The 13,900-nt window shown below is 70.3% G+C and carries 13 protein-coding genes and 1 pseudogene; 6 read left to right on the plus strand and 8 right to left on the minus strand.

What is annotated here, in order from left to right; genetic code table 11:
* Positions 1 to 7: 7 nt before the first annotated feature.
* The 4 genes from HF526_RS28030 to HF526_RS28045 are packed head-to-tail and all read right to left on the minus strand — an operon-like array spanning position 8 to position 4,633.
* The gene (locus HF526_RS28030) at positions 8 to 475 is read right to left on the minus strand and encodes a nuclear transport factor 2 family protein (RefSeq protein WP_169384580.1); all 468 of its coding nucleotides are present in this window, start codon (positions 473 to 475) and stop codon (positions 8 to 10) included.
* On the minus strand, positions 472 to 1,659 hold the full coding sequence (locus HF526_RS28035) for an FAD-dependent oxidoreductase (protein ID WP_169384581.1): 1,188 nt from the start codon (positions 1,657 to 1,659) through the stop codon (positions 472 to 474). Before HF526_RS28035 ends, HF526_RS28030 begins: the two co-directional genes overlap by 4 nt.
* Positions 1,656 to 3,419, minus strand: a complete 1,764-nt coding sequence (locus HF526_RS28040) for an AMP-binding protein (RefSeq protein WP_169384582.1) — start codon at positions 3,417 to 3,419, stop codon at positions 1,656 to 1,658. Before HF526_RS28040 ends, HF526_RS28035 begins: the two co-directional genes overlap by 4 nt.
* On the minus strand, positions 3,416 to 4,633 hold the full coding sequence (locus HF526_RS28045; protein WP_169384583.1) for a CaiB/BaiF CoA transferase family protein: 1,218 nt from the start codon (positions 4,631 to 4,633) through the stop codon (positions 3,416 to 3,418). The genes HF526_RS28040 and HF526_RS28045 overlap by 4 nt, the downstream gene beginning before the upstream one ends.
* Before the next feature lie 163 nt (positions 4,634 to 4,796).
* Here HF526_RS28045 and HF526_RS28050 point away from each other — a divergent pair, with 163 nt between their 5' ends.
* Together HF526_RS28050 and HF526_RS37555 are read left to right on the plus strand one after the other, a co-directional pair.
* Positions 4,797 to 5,933: an acyl-CoA dehydrogenase family protein gene (locus tag HF526_RS28050; RefSeq protein ID WP_169384584.1), complete on the plus strand. Its 1,137-nt coding sequence runs from the start codon at positions 4,797 to 4,799 to the stop codon at positions 5,931 to 5,933.
* 361 nt (positions 5,934 to 6,294) lie between these two features.
* Positions 6,295 to 6,609: pseudogene (locus HF526_RS37555) on the plus strand (gfo/Idh/MocA family oxidoreductase); the annotation flags it as partial.
* 362 nt (positions 6,610 to 6,971) lie between these two features.
* Here HF526_RS37555 and HF526_RS28055 read toward each other — a convergent pair.
* From HF526_RS28055 to HF526_RS28070, 4 genes are all read right to left on the minus strand, one after another.
* Positions 6,972 to 7,586, minus strand: a complete 615-nt coding sequence (locus HF526_RS28055) for a nuclear transport factor 2 family protein (RefSeq protein WP_169384585.1) — start codon at positions 7,584 to 7,586, stop codon at positions 6,972 to 6,974.
* 78 nt (positions 7,587 to 7,664) lie between these two features.
* Positions 7,665 to 8,501 carry a mycofactocin-coupled SDR family oxidoreductase gene (locus HF526_RS28060; RefSeq protein WP_169384586.1) on the minus strand — a complete coding sequence of 279 codons (837 nt, stop codon included), beginning with the start codon at positions 8,499 to 8,501 and terminating at the stop codon, positions 7,665 to 7,667.
* A 52-nt stretch (positions 8,502 to 8,553) separates the two neighbouring features.
* The gene (locus HF526_RS28065) at positions 8,554 to 8,760 is read right to left on the minus strand and encodes a ferredoxin (RefSeq protein ID WP_169384587.1); all 207 of its coding nucleotides are present in this window, start codon (positions 8,758 to 8,760) and stop codon (positions 8,554 to 8,556) included.
* A 13-nt stretch (positions 8,761 to 8,773) separates the two neighbouring features.
* A complete protein-coding gene (locus HF526_RS28070) occupies positions 8,774 to 9,883 on the minus strand; it encodes an aromatic ring-hydroxylating oxygenase subunit alpha (RefSeq protein WP_169384588.1) in 1,110 nt (369 codons plus the stop codon).
* Positions 9,884 to 10,356: 473 nt separating this feature from the next.
* Here HF526_RS28070 and HF526_RS28075 point away from each other — a divergent pair, with 473 nt between their 5' ends.
* The 4 genes from HF526_RS28075 to HF526_RS28090 all read left to right on the plus strand — a co-directional run.
* Positions 10,357 to 11,601, plus strand: coding sequence for a cytochrome P450 (locus HF526_RS28075; RefSeq protein ID WP_169384589.1), 1,245 nt, complete (start codon positions 10,357 to 10,359; stop codon positions 11,599 to 11,601).
* Between the two features lie 39 nt (positions 11,602 to 11,640).
* Positions 11,641 to 11,856, plus strand: coding sequence for a ferredoxin (locus HF526_RS36605; RefSeq protein WP_338051808.1), 216 nt, complete (start codon positions 11,641 to 11,643; stop codon positions 11,854 to 11,856).
* A gap of 374 nt (positions 11,857 to 12,230) precedes the next feature.
* Positions 12,231 to 13,073 carry a mycofactocin-coupled SDR family oxidoreductase gene (locus HF526_RS28085; protein WP_169384590.1) on the plus strand — a complete coding sequence of 281 codons (843 nt, stop codon included), beginning with the start codon at positions 12,231 to 12,233 and terminating at the stop codon, positions 13,071 to 13,073.
* 77 nt (positions 13,074 to 13,150) lie between these two features.
* Positions 13,151 to 13,900: AAA family ATPase (locus HF526_RS28090; RefSeq protein WP_211177906.1), on the plus strand; the 750-nt coding region annotated here is incomplete at its 3' end.

The following is a 13,900-nucleotide window of genomic DNA, read 5'->3' on the forward strand; positions in this document are numbered from 1 at the left end:
CGGCTGATCAAGGCGGTGGCGGTGCCGTCCAGTTCGAGGCGAGGATGGCGCCGGCCAGGGTCGACCCGGTGAAGGACGTGAACCGGCGTGACCGGAAGGCCCACCGGCCGTCCTCTCGCGCGAACTCGTCGTCGTACCGACCGATGGCGACGAGGCGCACGGCGTCCTCGCCGATGCCGACGACCTGCACGTACGCCGTTCCCCGTGCGGTGCCGGGCCGCCCGCCGGCCTCGACGACCATGGACGAGACGAGGTGCCGGTTGCCCGTGCCCCGCGCCGCCGCGGCCGTGACCAGTTCGGCCAGCGCCGCCCGGCCGCGGACCGGTTCGGCCCCTGGCCGGACGAACTCGCCGTCGGCAGTGAACAGCTGCGCGAGCTCGCCGGACCTGCCCTCGTCGAAGGCGTGGGTGTAGCGGGCGTACAGCTCGTGGAGCTCGAGCCGGGCGACGGCATCGAGCGTGTCCGAAAGGGTCATCCAGCCACCTCCGCGACGGTCGGCCGGGCCTTGCGCAGCTCCACCCGGCTGCGCAGAAACCCGCGGGGATTGTTCGCGGCGAAGACGCCCGTGGTGCGGCCACCGCTACGGTAGTGCGCCACGAACGAGTCGGATTCCAGGTCGCCGTCGACGACGGTGAACTCGGCATCGGGGGCGATGCGGCCGACGAACTGCAGCCGCAGGTCGTACTGATCGGACCAGAAGAAGCCGTCGTCGGGCAGCGATGGCTGCTCCAGGTCGAGCACCGCGTGCGCGGCCCGGCGGGCGCTGTCGCCCGCGGCGGTCCAGTGTCCGATCAACACCGGGCCCCGCTCGGTGCGGTGGCAGACGACGTCGCCGGCCCCGAACACGTCGGGCAGGTTCGTGCGGCCGGCTTCGTCGCACACGAGGCCGCCGTCGACCTCGAGGCCGGCCGCGGCCAGCCAGTCGAGGTCGCGCACGACGCCGACGCCGACAACGACCGCGTCCGCATCGACGGTCGAGCCGTCGGCCAGGTGCAGCCGCTCGCCGCCGCCCGGGGCGTCGGCGGCACCGGTCGCCGTGGTGCCGCAGCGGAAGTCCACGCCCCGCGCCACGTGCCGCGCCTGCAGCCACGCCGCCACCTCGGGTCCCACAGCGCCCAGCAGCGGTGCCGGCTGCGCCTCCACGACCGTCACCGGGCAGTCCCGCGTGCGCGCGGTGGCGGCGACCTCCAGGCCGATGAAGCCTCCGCCCACCACCGCGACGGGCCTGCCCTCGCGGACGACGGCGGCGAGCCGCCGCGAGTCCTCGGCCGTGCGCAGCGCGAACGCCCCCGGCCGGTCGCGCAGGGCCGGCAGTTGGCGGGCACCCGCCCCGGTGGCGATCACCAGCCGGTCGTAGGGGACGGCGGTGCCGCCCGCGAGCGTGACCGTCCGGACCGCGGGGTCGAGGGCCACCACCTGGCTGTCGAGCCGGAGGTCCGCACCGAGATCCGCGTAGCCGGTCGGGGGGAGCAATCGGAGTGCGTCGTCGGGGAGGGTGCCGAGCAGGTGATTCTTCGACAGCGGGGGCCGGTCGTAGGGCGGCTCCGACTCGGCGGAGAGGATGAGGAGCTCGCCGCGATGCCCCAGGTCGTGCAGGGCCTGCGCGGTGCGCACGGCCGCGAGACCGCCGCCCACGACCACGACACGGGGCCCGCTCACGACGACGCCACCGCAGCGCCGGCCGCCGGTACCGCCGCGCGCTGGTCGAGCAGCGCGACGGCGCGCTCGACGAGCTGGAACTTCCGGACCTTGCCGGTGGCCGTCACCGGCAGCGAGTCGGCGTCGGTGAACAGCACGGCCGCCGGAACCTTGAACCGGGCCAACCGGCTCGCGCAGTACTTGATGATCTCCTCCTCGGTGGGCGTGCGGTTTCCGGGGACGATCCAGACGCAGCCCACCTCGCCCATGCGCGGATGCGGGATGCCGATGACGTGTGCGATGGCCACGTCCGGGTGCTCGATCAGCACCTGTTCCACCTCGCCGGGCAGGACCAGCTCGCCGCCGCAGCGGTAGGACTCCTTCTTGCGTCCGGTGAGCGTCAGGTAGCCCTGCTCGTCGATGTGGCCGAGGTCTCCGGTGCGCATCCAGCCGTCCTCGGTGAAGAGCGCGGCCGTCTCCGCGGGCTTGTTGTAGTACCCGCGGGTGATGATGGGCCCGCGCACCACGAGCTCGCCGATCTTGCCGGGCGGCATGGTCTCCCCGGTCGCGGAGTCCACGGCCTTGTACACGGCGAGCAGGCCGCCCAGCTCGGGGTCCCCCGCGACACCGGCGGGCTTGAAGCAGCCGTTGGTCGCCTTCAGCCGGTCGAGCGGGTCGCCGGGCTGGGTGCAGGTGGTGGAGGCAGTGGTCTCGGTCTGGCCGTACGCGGTGAAGATCTCGTCGACGCCGAGGAGCTCGTACATCTGCTCCCACATGTCCGGGGCGTGCGCTCCGCCGGAGGAGAACATCGTCCGCAGCGAGGACAGGTCGTACTCGCCGTTGCGGGCCGCCTCGAGGATCACGGTGGTCATCGCGGGCACGCAGATCAGCTCGTCGATGCGGTGCCGGCCGATGTCGCGCAGCGTGCGGTCGGCGTCGAACACCGCGTGCGGGCAGACGGCGCCGCCGACGAACAGGGCGGCGAGCGTGCCCTCGATGTAGCCGAAGACGTGGTAAATGGGTAGCGCGAAGAGCATCCGCCTCGCGTCGCCGAAGGCGCGGGTGTAGGCGCTGGCGTACGCGGTGCGCAGTACCGCGTCGTGCTGGAGCATCACGCCCTTCGCCGCGCCCGTCGTACCCGAGGTGTAGAGCAGGTCCGAGGTCGCGAACGGGTCGGCAGCGGCGGTGCGGGCGCTCACCTCGGCGTCGGGGACCGCCGCGCCGAGCTCGATGAGCTCGTCGAGGGAGCGGCCGCGCTCCGGTGGGCCGGCCGTACCGTGGACGAACACGTGCCGCAGGCGGGGCAGCGCGTCGCCGCCCGCGGCGGTCTCCCAGCCGGGGGCGATCCGGTCGAGCGCAGCGAGGTAGTCGAGGTCGCGGAACCGGTCCATCGTGATCAGGACGGTCGAGTCTGACTGCCGCAACACGTAGCCGAGCTCCTCGTGCCGGAGCAGGAAGTTGATCGACACCGACACCGCGCCCACCCGGGCGACCGCGAACTTCAGCGCGATGACCTCCGGCAGGTTCGCCATGTCCACCGCGACGTGGTCGCCCGGCTGGATCCCGACGGTGATGAGACCGGCGGCGAGCCGGCCGGACCAGGCGGCGATGTCCGCGTAGGTGTAGGTCCGGTCGTCGCCGAGCACGAGCGGCCGATCGGGGTACTGCGCGGCGACCGCGTCGAGAAGTTGGGCGGTGGTGCGGGGGGCCCAGGTGGGGTGGCTGGTCTCGAGCGCCGCGCGGCGCTCGGTGGCGGTCGGGGCGGTGGTCAGATCGGTCATCGCGGCGACACCGTCGCTTCCGTCATCGGGTCGGGGACGAGTCGGTGGATCTCGTCGGGGGACAGTCCCGCCTCGGTGAGGATTTCGGCGGTGTGCTGGCCGACCGCCGGGGGCTCGCGCATCGCACAGGAGCCCTCGGTGTCGATCGGCAGGCGCAGCTGTTTGAGGCCGTCGATGCGCGGGTCATCGGTCAGCGGCTCGGCGTCTCGCACGAGTGCGCGCTCGAGGGTGACCGGATGGGCCAGCGCCGTGGCGAGGTCGTTCACGGGGCCGGCCGGCACTCCGGCGGCGGACACCCGGGCGAGCCAGTGCTCGGCGGGCGCGGTGGCCAGGCGCGCCTCGATCGCGGCCGTCAGGGCGTCGCGCTCGCGCACGCGGTCGGCCACGGTCCGGAACCGTGGGTCGGTCAGGACGTCTGGGATGTCCAGCGCCAGGCACATCTTCTCGAACAGGCGGTCGGTGGCGGCGGCAATCATCATCGCGCCGTCGGCCGTGCGGAACGCCTGGTAGGGCGCGGTGCTCGGTGCACCGGATCCCAGGCGGCCCGGGAAGGTGCCGGTGCCCAGGTAACCCATCACCTGGTGGCACATCAAGAAGAATGCGCTGTCCACCAGCGTCGCTTCCAGGTGCTGGGCCCCCGGCTCGTCGGCCCGGCGGGCGAGCGCGGCCTGGATCGCGGTGACGGCCCACAGGCCGGTGGAGACATCGACGATCGAGGGGGCGGCCCGCACCGGCCGTCCGTCCGGGTCACCGGTCATCTCCATGATCCCGGTGAACGCCTGCACGATCGCGTCGTAGCCCGGCCGGTCGTGGCCGAGCGGACCCGTGCCGAACGCGCTGACCTTGCAGTGCACGACGCGCGGATTGACCCGGCGGAGATCGGCGAAGCCCAGCCCGAGCCGCTCCGCGACACCGGGCCGGAAGGACTCGACCACGATGTCGGAACGGGCGGCGATCCGCAGGACCGCGTCCCGCCCGACCGGGTCGGTGATGTCCAGCGCGGCGCTGCGCTTGTTGCGGTTGACGGTCAGGAAGACCGTGCTCTCCGGGCCCCACCGCGGCGGGAGGCTGCGCGTCGCCTCCCCGGACCGCGGACGCTCGACCTTGATGACATCGGCCCCGAGATCGGCGAGGATGAGACAGGCCAGCGGGCCCGCGATGTTCTCGCTCAGGTCGAGCACCCGAAGGCCCCGATAGGTCCGGTCCAGACTCATGCCGCCGCACCTGTCATGAGGCACCTCCCACCCCCGCGTTGGGTCGGTCATCGTCGCCTTGCCGCAGGTCACAAGGCGAAACAATCACTTGTTTGTTTCTAACACGGTCGGCTAGCGTGGTCAACGGACAAGCCCACGGCAGCGATCTACGGGAGTGACGGCGATGGACTTCAGGCTCACCGACGAGCAGCAGCTGTGGAAGGACACGCTGCACCTGTTCATGGAGAAGGAGGTGGGCCGGGAGTACACGCGCAAGCACGACGAGTCGCGCGAGTTCCCCGAGGAGGCCTACCGCAAGATCGCCGACCGCGGTTGGCTGGGCCTGCTCGTGCCCGAGGAGCTCGGCGGCCTGGACGCGGACCCCGTGATGTATGCGATCTTCTGCGAGGCGATCGCGAAGTACAGCCTCGACTTCGCCGCCTGCGTCATGACGTCGATGTTCACCGCCACGAACATCGCCCACCACGGCACGGATGAGCAGAAGGAGAAGTACCTGCCCGGCTTCCTGGCCGGCGACATCAAGTTCAGCGTCTCGATCAGCGAGCCGGGTGCCGGATCCGACGCCGCCGCGGTGTCCACCAAGGCGGAACTGCAGGACGGGCACTGGGTGCTCAACGGCAACAAGACCTGGTGCTCGGGCGCGCACCTGCCGGGCACGGTGATCACCGTTCTGGCGCGCACGAGCCCCGAGCGGCACCGCGGGCTGAGCCTGATCCTGGTGCCGAACACCACCGAGGGCGTCGACATCCGCAAGCTCAACACCATCGTCCGGCGGAGTCTGGGGACCACCGAGATCTTCCTGACCGACGCCCGTGTGCCAGAAGGCAACATCATCGGCGGGCCGGGCGACGGCTGGACCATCATTGGCAACCACCTGGAGTGGGAGCGGCTGAGCCTGGCGGCGTCCTACGTCGGCAACGCTCGCACCGCGCTCGACGACACCATCACCTACACGAAGGGCCGCACGCAGTTCGGCCGGCCGCTGTCGTCGTTCCAGGTGCTCAAGCACCGCATGGCCGAGAACGAGTGCGAGGTCGAGGCCGCGCGCCTGCTGGTCTACAACGCCGCCACCAAGATGCAGCGCGGAGAGCGGGCGATCAAGGAGGTGTCGATGGCAAAGGTGTTCGCCGCCGACGTCGCCTTCAAGACCTCGTTCAACGGGATGCAGGCCCTCGGTGGCTACGCTCAGCTGCCGGAGTACGACATGGAGCGCTACTTCCGCGAGGCCAAGCACGCCATGGTCGGCGGCGGGGCGAGCGAGATCCAGCGGAGCATCATCGCCAAGGAAATGGGGCTGTAGACGGTGGCCGACCCGCTCCGGGTCGGGATCATCGGCCTCAGCCGCGTCCGCGGGTGGCCGCGGCCGCCCACCTGCCGGCGCTGCGCGCGCTGCCGGCCTACAGGGTCCGGGCGCTCAGCGCCGGGATCCCGGAGTCCGCGGCCGCGCATGGCGTACCGGTGGCGTGTGCCAGCCGCCACGAGCTCGTCAAGGTGCCCGAGCACCACCACCATCTCGTCTCCGCGGCCCTCGAGGTCGGGAAGGTGGTGCTGTGCGGGTGGCCGCTCGGGAACTGGCCGGCCAGGGCCGAGGACCTTGCTGCCCGCGCGGCCTCCCGCCTTCGTCGGGCTGCAGGCCCGGTCGGCGCCCGCGGGTGCGGTTCGTGCGCGACCTCGTCGGGCAGGGCGCTGTCGGCGAGGTCCTCTCCGCGAGCGTGCTCCGTACCGGCGTTCGGTGGGGGCCGATCGTCGATCCTTCCGTGGTCTATCTGATCGGCAGGGACAACGGGGCGACGCTGCTGACCATCCCCTTCGCGCACGCGGTCGACGCGGTCTGCCACGTGTTGGGCCAGTTCACCGCGCTGCAGGCCACCACCCGACGGTCGCTCGTGCGCCGCACGGACACGGGTGAGATGACGGCCATGACCGCCGAGGACCAGATCGTCGTCACCGGCACCCTGGAGGGCGGTGTCGTCGCCTCGGTGCACTACCGCGGCGGGCGCTCGACCGGCACCAACTTCCTGTGGCAGATCAACGGTGTGGTCCGCGGCCACAGTGGGCACCTGCAGTACGGCCGGTCGAGGTCCTGCTCGACCCCGGCGGCGATGTGCTCGTCGCGCAAGCGGCCCCGGGATGGGTTGCGGGCCACAGCCACCGATCCGGACTCGCTGTGCCACACCGTGGCCGAGGCGTATGCGCAGATCGCCGAGGCGATCTGGTGCGGCGCGGAAGGGCCGCCGACGTTCGCGGACGGGGTGCGCCGCCACCGAGTGCTCGCCGCGGTCGAGCGCGCGGCGAGCACGGGCAGCGTCAGCGGCTCGGCTGACCCGTGGCCGGGAGCTCAGCCTCGCAGGGCGTGCCCGCCGGCGACCCGGTCGGGGTCGATGCGGAGCGGGCGGTCGTACGAGGGATCGCGGCGGTCCCGGGTGGGCAGCGGGCCGGTGCGCATGAACTCCAGCACGGCGGGCGGGAGCGCGTGCCGGATCGCCGTCATCGTGCTCGGGTCCTCCGGATCCGGCTGCGTGTCCAGCGGTGCCCAGTCCCGCACGCACACCCTCGCGGCGATGGCCCACCGGCCGTCACGCCGCTCGAACCGGTCCACGTAGCGGCCGCCGCTCATCGCCAGCGGCGTGCCCTCGCGGTTCATGCCGCAGAACATGTAGTAGGTCTCGGTGTGCGCGACGTCGCCGTCCAGCTCGCATGTGTGGTTGAACAGGCAGTGCTGGTGGGACAGGTGCGTCGAGCCGTGCATGCCGACGACCCAGTCCGCGAACTCCTCGCGGTCGCCGACGAACATGCCGTGGTCGTCGATCGCGTCCTCGTGGTAGACCGACAACAGCAGGTCCCGATCGAGCCGGTCCACGCCCCGCGAGTAGCGCATCAGGCAGTCGAGGATCTCCTGCCGGTCACGCAGCTCACGGACGTTCCGCTCGATCTCCTCAGGGCTCATGGTCATGACGTCTCCTTCGCGGCGTTGGGCAGAGACGCGGAAGACCCCGGTGCCGCGTCGCAGGGCACCGGGGTCCGCCGACGATCAGTTGTACTTGGCCAGGTAACCGGCGTCGACGGGCAGCGTCACACCCGTGACGTAGCGGGACTCGTCGGACGCCAGCCACGCCACCGCGTGGGAGATGTCCACCGGCTCCATCCACGGGACGGGCAACAGGTTCATCGCGGTGAACGTGTCACCGAAGTCGGCGACCGTCGGGTTCTCGACACCAGGGGCGAATGCGCTCCAGATCGCCTCGTTCTGGATCATCTTGGTGTTCGTGGAGCTGGGGTGGATCGTGTTGGCCCGGATGAAGTGCGGGGCCAGTTCGTTGGCCAGCGTGCGCATCAGGCCGACCACGGCGTGCTTGCCCATGTTGTAGTGCACCTGGTTGGGGAAGCCGCGCATGCCCGCCGTCGAGCTGATGATGATGATCGAGCCGCCGTTGCCCTTCTCGATCATGTGCGGGACCGCGACCTTGCAGAGGTTGTACGGCCCGTGCATCTGCACGTCGATCATGTCGTGGTACATCTCGTCGGTCATGTCGACGAACGGCGCCGCCGACCAGATGCCGGCGTTCGCCACCACGATGTCGAGCCGGCCGAACTCGCCGACGCCCTCGTCCACGGCGGCGGCAAGCGCGGCGCGGTCCCGGGCGTCGGCCTTCCGGGCGATCACCCGCCGGTCCTGCTGCTCGACCAGCTTGGCGGTCTCCTCGAGATCCGCCTGGCTGGCCATCTCATAGGACACGGAAGCGATCGGCTCGCAGATGTCGAGCGCGATGATGTCCGCCCCCTCCTCGGCCAGGCGTACCGCGTGGGCACGGCCCTGGCCGCGCCCCGCGCCGGTGATGACGGCGACCTTGCCGTCCAGCTTGCCCATGGTTTCCTCCGCTGCAGGTGACTGACGGTGCTGGTGCCCGGCCCGGAACCGGTCAGGTGGGATCGGATTCGATGAGCGCGATGGCTTCGGTCGGGCAGTCGTAGGCGGCGCGACGGACGGCGGCCAATCGGTCCTCACCGACCTGCTCGGCCTTCAGGGTGGCCAGCCCCTCGTCGTCCAGGTCGAAGGTTGCGGAATCGGCCAGCACGCAGTTGCCGTAGCCCTGGCAGACCCCGCGGTCCACCTTGATCGTGATCATGAGGTCCTCCTGGTCACCGCAGGCGCTTGGCAATCTCGCCGTGAAACGCGGTCAGCCTGCTCTCCGCGGTGTTGAACATGTTCTTCGTGAAGCCCTTGGAGCGGGCGACCTTGGTGAAGCCGTTGATGACCTCGGAGTCCTCCAGCAGGACATCGAGGAAGTGCTTCCAGTCCCGCTCGTTGTTGCGGGCCCACTTCTCGTCGGTCATGCCCGCCGGGGCGGGGCCGGCCATCTGGTAGGCGCACAGCAGGGTCTCGTCCGGCGACAGCGGCCAGGCGCTCCACATCTGCAGGTGCGTCGGGAAGCAGCTGAAGATGGTGTTCGGGAACGCCAGGTAGTGGCAGATATGGGTCTTCCGGTGGTCCGTGCTCGATACCCGGTCGGTCAGGCCGCGCACCGGCAGCGTCATCCACGAGTGCGGCGACGCGATCTTGAGTGCGGCGTCGCGCCACAGCACGACCCCACCGAGCGTGTCCTGGTGGGTGAAGGGCACATGCCAGGTCTCGTTGAACGCGTCGACGACGATCTTCCAGTTGGCCTGCAGCGTCACCGAGTGCCGGTACTGGGTCGTGTACCCGTCGAGCTCGTAGCCGGCCAGCTCCTCGCCGATCACCCCGAGGTAGTCCAGCAGCTCGGGGGTGTCATCGGAGAGCGTGAGCCAGATCCAGCCGCCCCACTCGGTCACGCGCACCGCGGGAGCCCGGAGGCCGTCGAGCAGTCCGGGATCGAACGAGTCGCGCAGCGGCACGCTGCCGACGACGCCTTCCAGGTCGTACACGAAACCGTGCCAGGGGCACTTGATCCGGCCGGTGGGGCAGTGGCCGGACCCGTCGAGTAGCCGCGCGCCCCGGTGCTGGCACACGTTGTGCCAGGACGAGACCGTGCCGTCGTCGAGCCGGGTGATGACCACGCTCTGGTCGAGTTGATCCCAGACGACGTAGTCACGTGGCTTCGCGACGTCCGACGAGGGAAAGACCGGGAACCACGCCTCGAACAGGACGTCCTCCAGCTCGCGCCGGTATCGAGCCGGGTCGCGATAGACGTCGGCGTCGAGCACCGACGGTGCCAGGGGGTACTGCTCTTCGACCGAGGTGAGCCGGGCCTCGGCTCGGGTCTGCGTCATCGCGTCCTTCCCCTCAGCGGCGCGGGCGATGATGACGCCCGATCAAGGAACAAACAATCATTTGTTCATCCAGCGTACGAGTGTGGCCGCCGGTAGTCAACCATCTCGCGAGGCAGTGCTGGTCGGTCGCGCCGATGTCGGGCTCCGGGTGTCGCTCGGGGTGGCCATTGACGCCCTGTGATCTACGCCGCTACTCTCCAAACAACTGATTGTTTCACATCGAGCGGCGGTCAGGGTCCAGCCGGCGCTGTGTTCAGCGCGTGATGACACACATGTCCCGGATCACCGCCGTTCGCGTGGGCGGTCCGAACACGGAGAGGAGTGGACGCCTAGGGGCCAGCGACGAGGCCCGGTTCATCACCGGCACCGATCACCTCATCGACGGCGGCTACACGTTCCGGTATGCCGCCACGTCTCCCGCTTCAACGCCCTGTCCCGGCCAGAGCTGTCCCGGCCAGAGAGGTACACCCGCAATGGCATTCAAGGCACAAGAGACCGACTTCACGGCGCCGACCCAGGACGACATCGACGAGTCGATCCGCAAGTACGGTCGCGACATCTACAACGACTTCGACCTCGACGACCCGGTCTTCAACGACAAGCACTTCGAGATCCTCGACGACCTGGTCGACAAGTGTCCGGTCGCGCACAGCAAGGTCGGCAAGGGCTACTACCTGGTCTCGCAGAACAAGCTCGTCCGCGAGGTGGGCCAGAACTGGCGCACCTTCTCGGCGGCCGGGGGGTACATGCCCAACCGCCCCGACGGGCTGCCCTTCCTGTTCCCCGAGGAGTCCGACCCGCCGCTGCACACCGCCTGGCGCTCGGCTCTGAACCCGTTCATGGGTCCGGCGGTCATCAATGACTACGAGGCGCAGATCCGCAAGGACGCCAACACCCTCATCGACGCGTTCATCGAGAAGGGCGAGTGCGAGTTCGTCAGCGAGTTCGCCGCGGTGCTGCCCGGCTGGGCGTTCTTCAAGAACGTGCTCGGCGTGCCGGTCGAGGACCTCGACAAGCTGGTCGACGGCGTCGAGCAGGGCACGTTCTCGCCCGACCTCGAGGAGCGCGGCGCGAAGTTCGGTTTCGTGTTCCAGTACCTGGGTGACTACCTCAAGCAGCGCTCGGAGCAGCCGCCGCGCGGCGATATGGTGGACATGATCGCGGCCGGCGTCCCCTACGAGGACGGCACCACGTCGCCCTGGGAGCACCGCGTCTCGGTCCTGGTCGACATGACCTTCGGCGGCATCGCCACCACCACCTACGTCATGGCTTCCGCCATCAAGTGGCTGGCCGAGAACCCCGAAGCCCGCCAGCTGCTGCTCGACGACCCGGACACGTACATGCCGCGGGCGATCGAGGAGTTCGCGCGGGTGTTCGCGCCCGTGGTGGCGCTCGGGCGCACGTGCACCAAGGACGTCGAGCTGGGCGGGCAGCAGCTCAAGGAAGGCGACTTCGTGATGATGGTCTACGCGGGCGCCTCCCGTGACCCGCGGGTGGTGGAGGACCCCAAGACGATCGACATCACGCGCGAGACCGTGCTGCACTCGGCCTTCGGCGTCGGCGTCCACCGGTGCATCGGCTCGAACCTCGCCCGGCTCGAGCTGCGTGCGACGTTCGAGGAGTGGCTCAAGCGGATCCCGGAGTACCGCGTTGTCGAGCCGCCGACGCACGTGAGCGGGTACCTGCGCTCGATGCGGACGCTGAAGCTCGCCTGGTGACTCGCTCGCCGGTTGCGGAACGAGGGTAAGGAACGCGGCGTGAAGGTCCACATCAAGGTCGGCGTGGACGGCGGCCAGCAAGGATGCACAGGTCACGGCCGGTGCGCCGTGATGGCCGGCGAGTTCTACGACGTCGACGACAACGGCTACAACATCCACCGCGGCGAGACCATGGATGTCCCGCCCGGTCTGGAGGCGACGGCTCGGTACGGGGCCATGGTGTGCCCGGAACGGGCGATCGTCATCGAGGAATAGGGCTGGCCGGGCGAGCTGGCCGGGTGGCCCCCGGCCGGCTCCCTCACCCCTTACGGTCTGCCGCGTTGGCGTCGCGAAGCCCCGGCAGCCGATAGACCCACCTTCTACCGCCGCTGGTGGCAGCCGCTGCCGTCGTCGGTCCGGAGCGTCGGGTCTCACCTCGTCCGGCTCAAGGGCACCGGGGCCCGGGACTCCGATGACCATGGGGCCAACGTCTATCTCGGCGAGCCCATCTAGGTTCCGGCCGGCCGCGAGACCGCAGCCGAGACAGGGGCCACGCACGTCCCGAACAGCCACCGCCGTCCACGCCTGACGGCGTCAACGGGCCCGCACACACCACACGGTGTCGGCCCCAGCCACCGAATAGGAGACTCATGGGACAGCTCGACGGCAAGGTCGCCCTCATCACCGGCGCGGCGCGGGGCCAGGGGCGGTCGCACGCCATCCGCCTCGCCGAGGAGGGCGCGGACATCATCGCGATCGACATCTGCGACCAGGTCGAATCCGTGTCCTACGCGATGTCCACGCTGGACGACCTCAAGGAGACGCAGCGCCTGGTCGAGGCGCTCGACCGGCGCATCGTGACCCAGCAGGCGGACATCCGGGACCTGACCCAGTTGCGTAACGCCGTGTCCGCCGGGGTCGGCGAACTCGGGGGTCTCGATATCGTCTGTGCCAACGCCGCGATCTGGTGTGTGCACCCAGAGCCCCAGCCCTCGGACCCCGCCGTGCGCGCGGCGATCTGGAAGGACACGATCGACACGAACCTGACGGGCACGTGGCACACGCTGGAGGCGACCGTTCCGATCCTGGTCGAGCAGGGCCGCGGCGGGGCCGTCGTCATCACGAGCTCGACCGCCGGCCTGAAGGGCTCGACGTACAACGACCTGTCGCTCACCGCGTACGTCGCGGCCAAGCACGGACTCACCGGCCTCATGCGCGGCTACGCCAAGGACTACGCCCCGCACTCGATCCGTTTCAACACCGTCCACCCGACCGGCGTGCACACCCCGATGCCGGAGAACGAGATCATGGCGGGCCGGATCGAGCGGGACCCCGACCTGCTCAAGGTCATGGCCAACGCGCTGCCGGTCGACGCTGTTGACCCGGTCGACATCAGCAACGCGGTGCTCTACCTCGTTGCCGATTCCGGCCGTTACGTAACCGGCGTCGCGCTGTCGGTTGACGCCGGGTTCAACGTGGTCGCCGGCGGCTGAGGGCTGCAGGAGATCGGGGGTGGGCAGCACCGCCCCCGATCTCCGTTGCCTGCGTAGGACGAGGGATAGAGGGGTAGATGGCGGGCTCGACGAGCAACGGGATGACAGCGGCGGCGACCCGCCGCGACGAGATCGCGAGGGGCGTGGTGGGCCGGCGCCGGGAGCTGGACCTGGTGCTGGCGGCGGTGTCCGCGGGCCGCGACATCCTGCTGGAGGGCCCGCCGGGGACGTCGAAGTCGACGATCCTGCGCGCGATCACCGCGAACTGGGGTGTGCCGTTCGTGCTGGTGGAGGGCAACGCGGAGCTGACCCCGGCGCGGCTGGTGGGCCATCACAACCCGGCCCGGGTACTGCGCGAGGACTACTCGGCGGAGAACTTCGTGCCCGGCCCGTTGGTCGAGGCCATGCGCTCGGGCGGGTTCCTCTACATCGAGGAGCTCAACCGGGCCCCGGAGGACACGCTCAACACGCTGCTGGCGGCGATGGCCGAGCGCGAGGTGTCGGTGCCCCGGGTCGGGCTGATCACCGCGCTGCCCACGTTCCGGGTGCTGGCCTCGATGAACCCGTTCGACAACGTGGGCACCGCCCGGATCTCCGACTCGGTCTACGACCGGTGGTGCCGGCTGGCGGTCGGCTACCAGGACGCGGCCGAGGAGCGCGCCATCGTGGCCGTGCGCACCGGCGAGCGCGAGGACGAGGGGTTGATCGCCGACGGGGTGGCGATCACCCGGGCCACCCGCACGCACCCGGAACTGCGGCGTGGCTCCTCGGTGCGCGGGGCGATCGACCTGGTCGCGATCGCGGTCGAGCTGGCCAGGCTGGGCTCG

The organism is Pseudonocardia acidicola (genome assembly GCF_012911935.1).
In the GTDB taxonomy this organism is placed as follows: domain Bacteria; phylum Actinomycetota; class Actinomycetes; order Mycobacteriales; family Pseudonocardiaceae; genus Pseudonocardia; species Pseudonocardia acidicola.

Coding starts and splice junctions, on each gene's coding strand:
- HF526_RS28045 (WP_169384583.1), bottom strand. CDS start 4,633: ATGAGTCTGGACCGGACCTATCGGGGCCTTCGGGTGCTCGACCTGAGC.
- HF526_RS28070 (WP_169384588.1), bottom strand. CDS start 9,883: ATGACGCAGACCCGAGCCGAGGCCCGGCTCACCTCGGTCGAAGAGCAG.
- HF526_RS28040 (WP_169384582.1), bottom strand. CDS start 3,419: ATGACCGATCTGACCACCGCCCCGACCGCCACCGAGCGCCGCGCGGCG.
- HF526_RS28050 (WP_169384584.1), top strand. CDS start 4,797: ATGGACTTCAGGCTCACCGACGAGCAGCAGCTGTGGAAGGACACGCTG.
- HF526_RS28085 (WP_169384590.1), top strand. CDS start 12,231: ATGGGACAGCTCGACGGCAAGGTCGCCCTCATCACCGGCGCGGCGCGG.
- HF526_RS28055 (WP_169384585.1), bottom strand. CDS start 7,586: ATGACCATGAGCCCTGAGGAGATCGAGCGGAACGTCCGTGAGCTGCGT.
- HF526_RS28030 (WP_169384580.1), bottom strand. CDS start 475: ATGACCCTTTCGGACACGCTCGATGCCGTCGCCCGGCTCGAGCTCCAC.
- HF526_RS28075 (WP_169384589.1), top strand. CDS start 10,357: ATGGCATTCAAGGCACAAGAGACCGACTTCACGGCGCCGACCCAGGAC.
- HF526_RS28065 (WP_169384587.1), bottom strand. CDS start 8,760: ATGATCACGATCAAGGTGGACCGCGGGGTCTGCCAGGGCTACGGCAAC.
- HF526_RS28060 (WP_169384586.1), bottom strand. CDS start 8,501: ATGGGCAAGCTGGACGGCAAGGTCGCCGTCATCACCGGCGCGGGGCGC.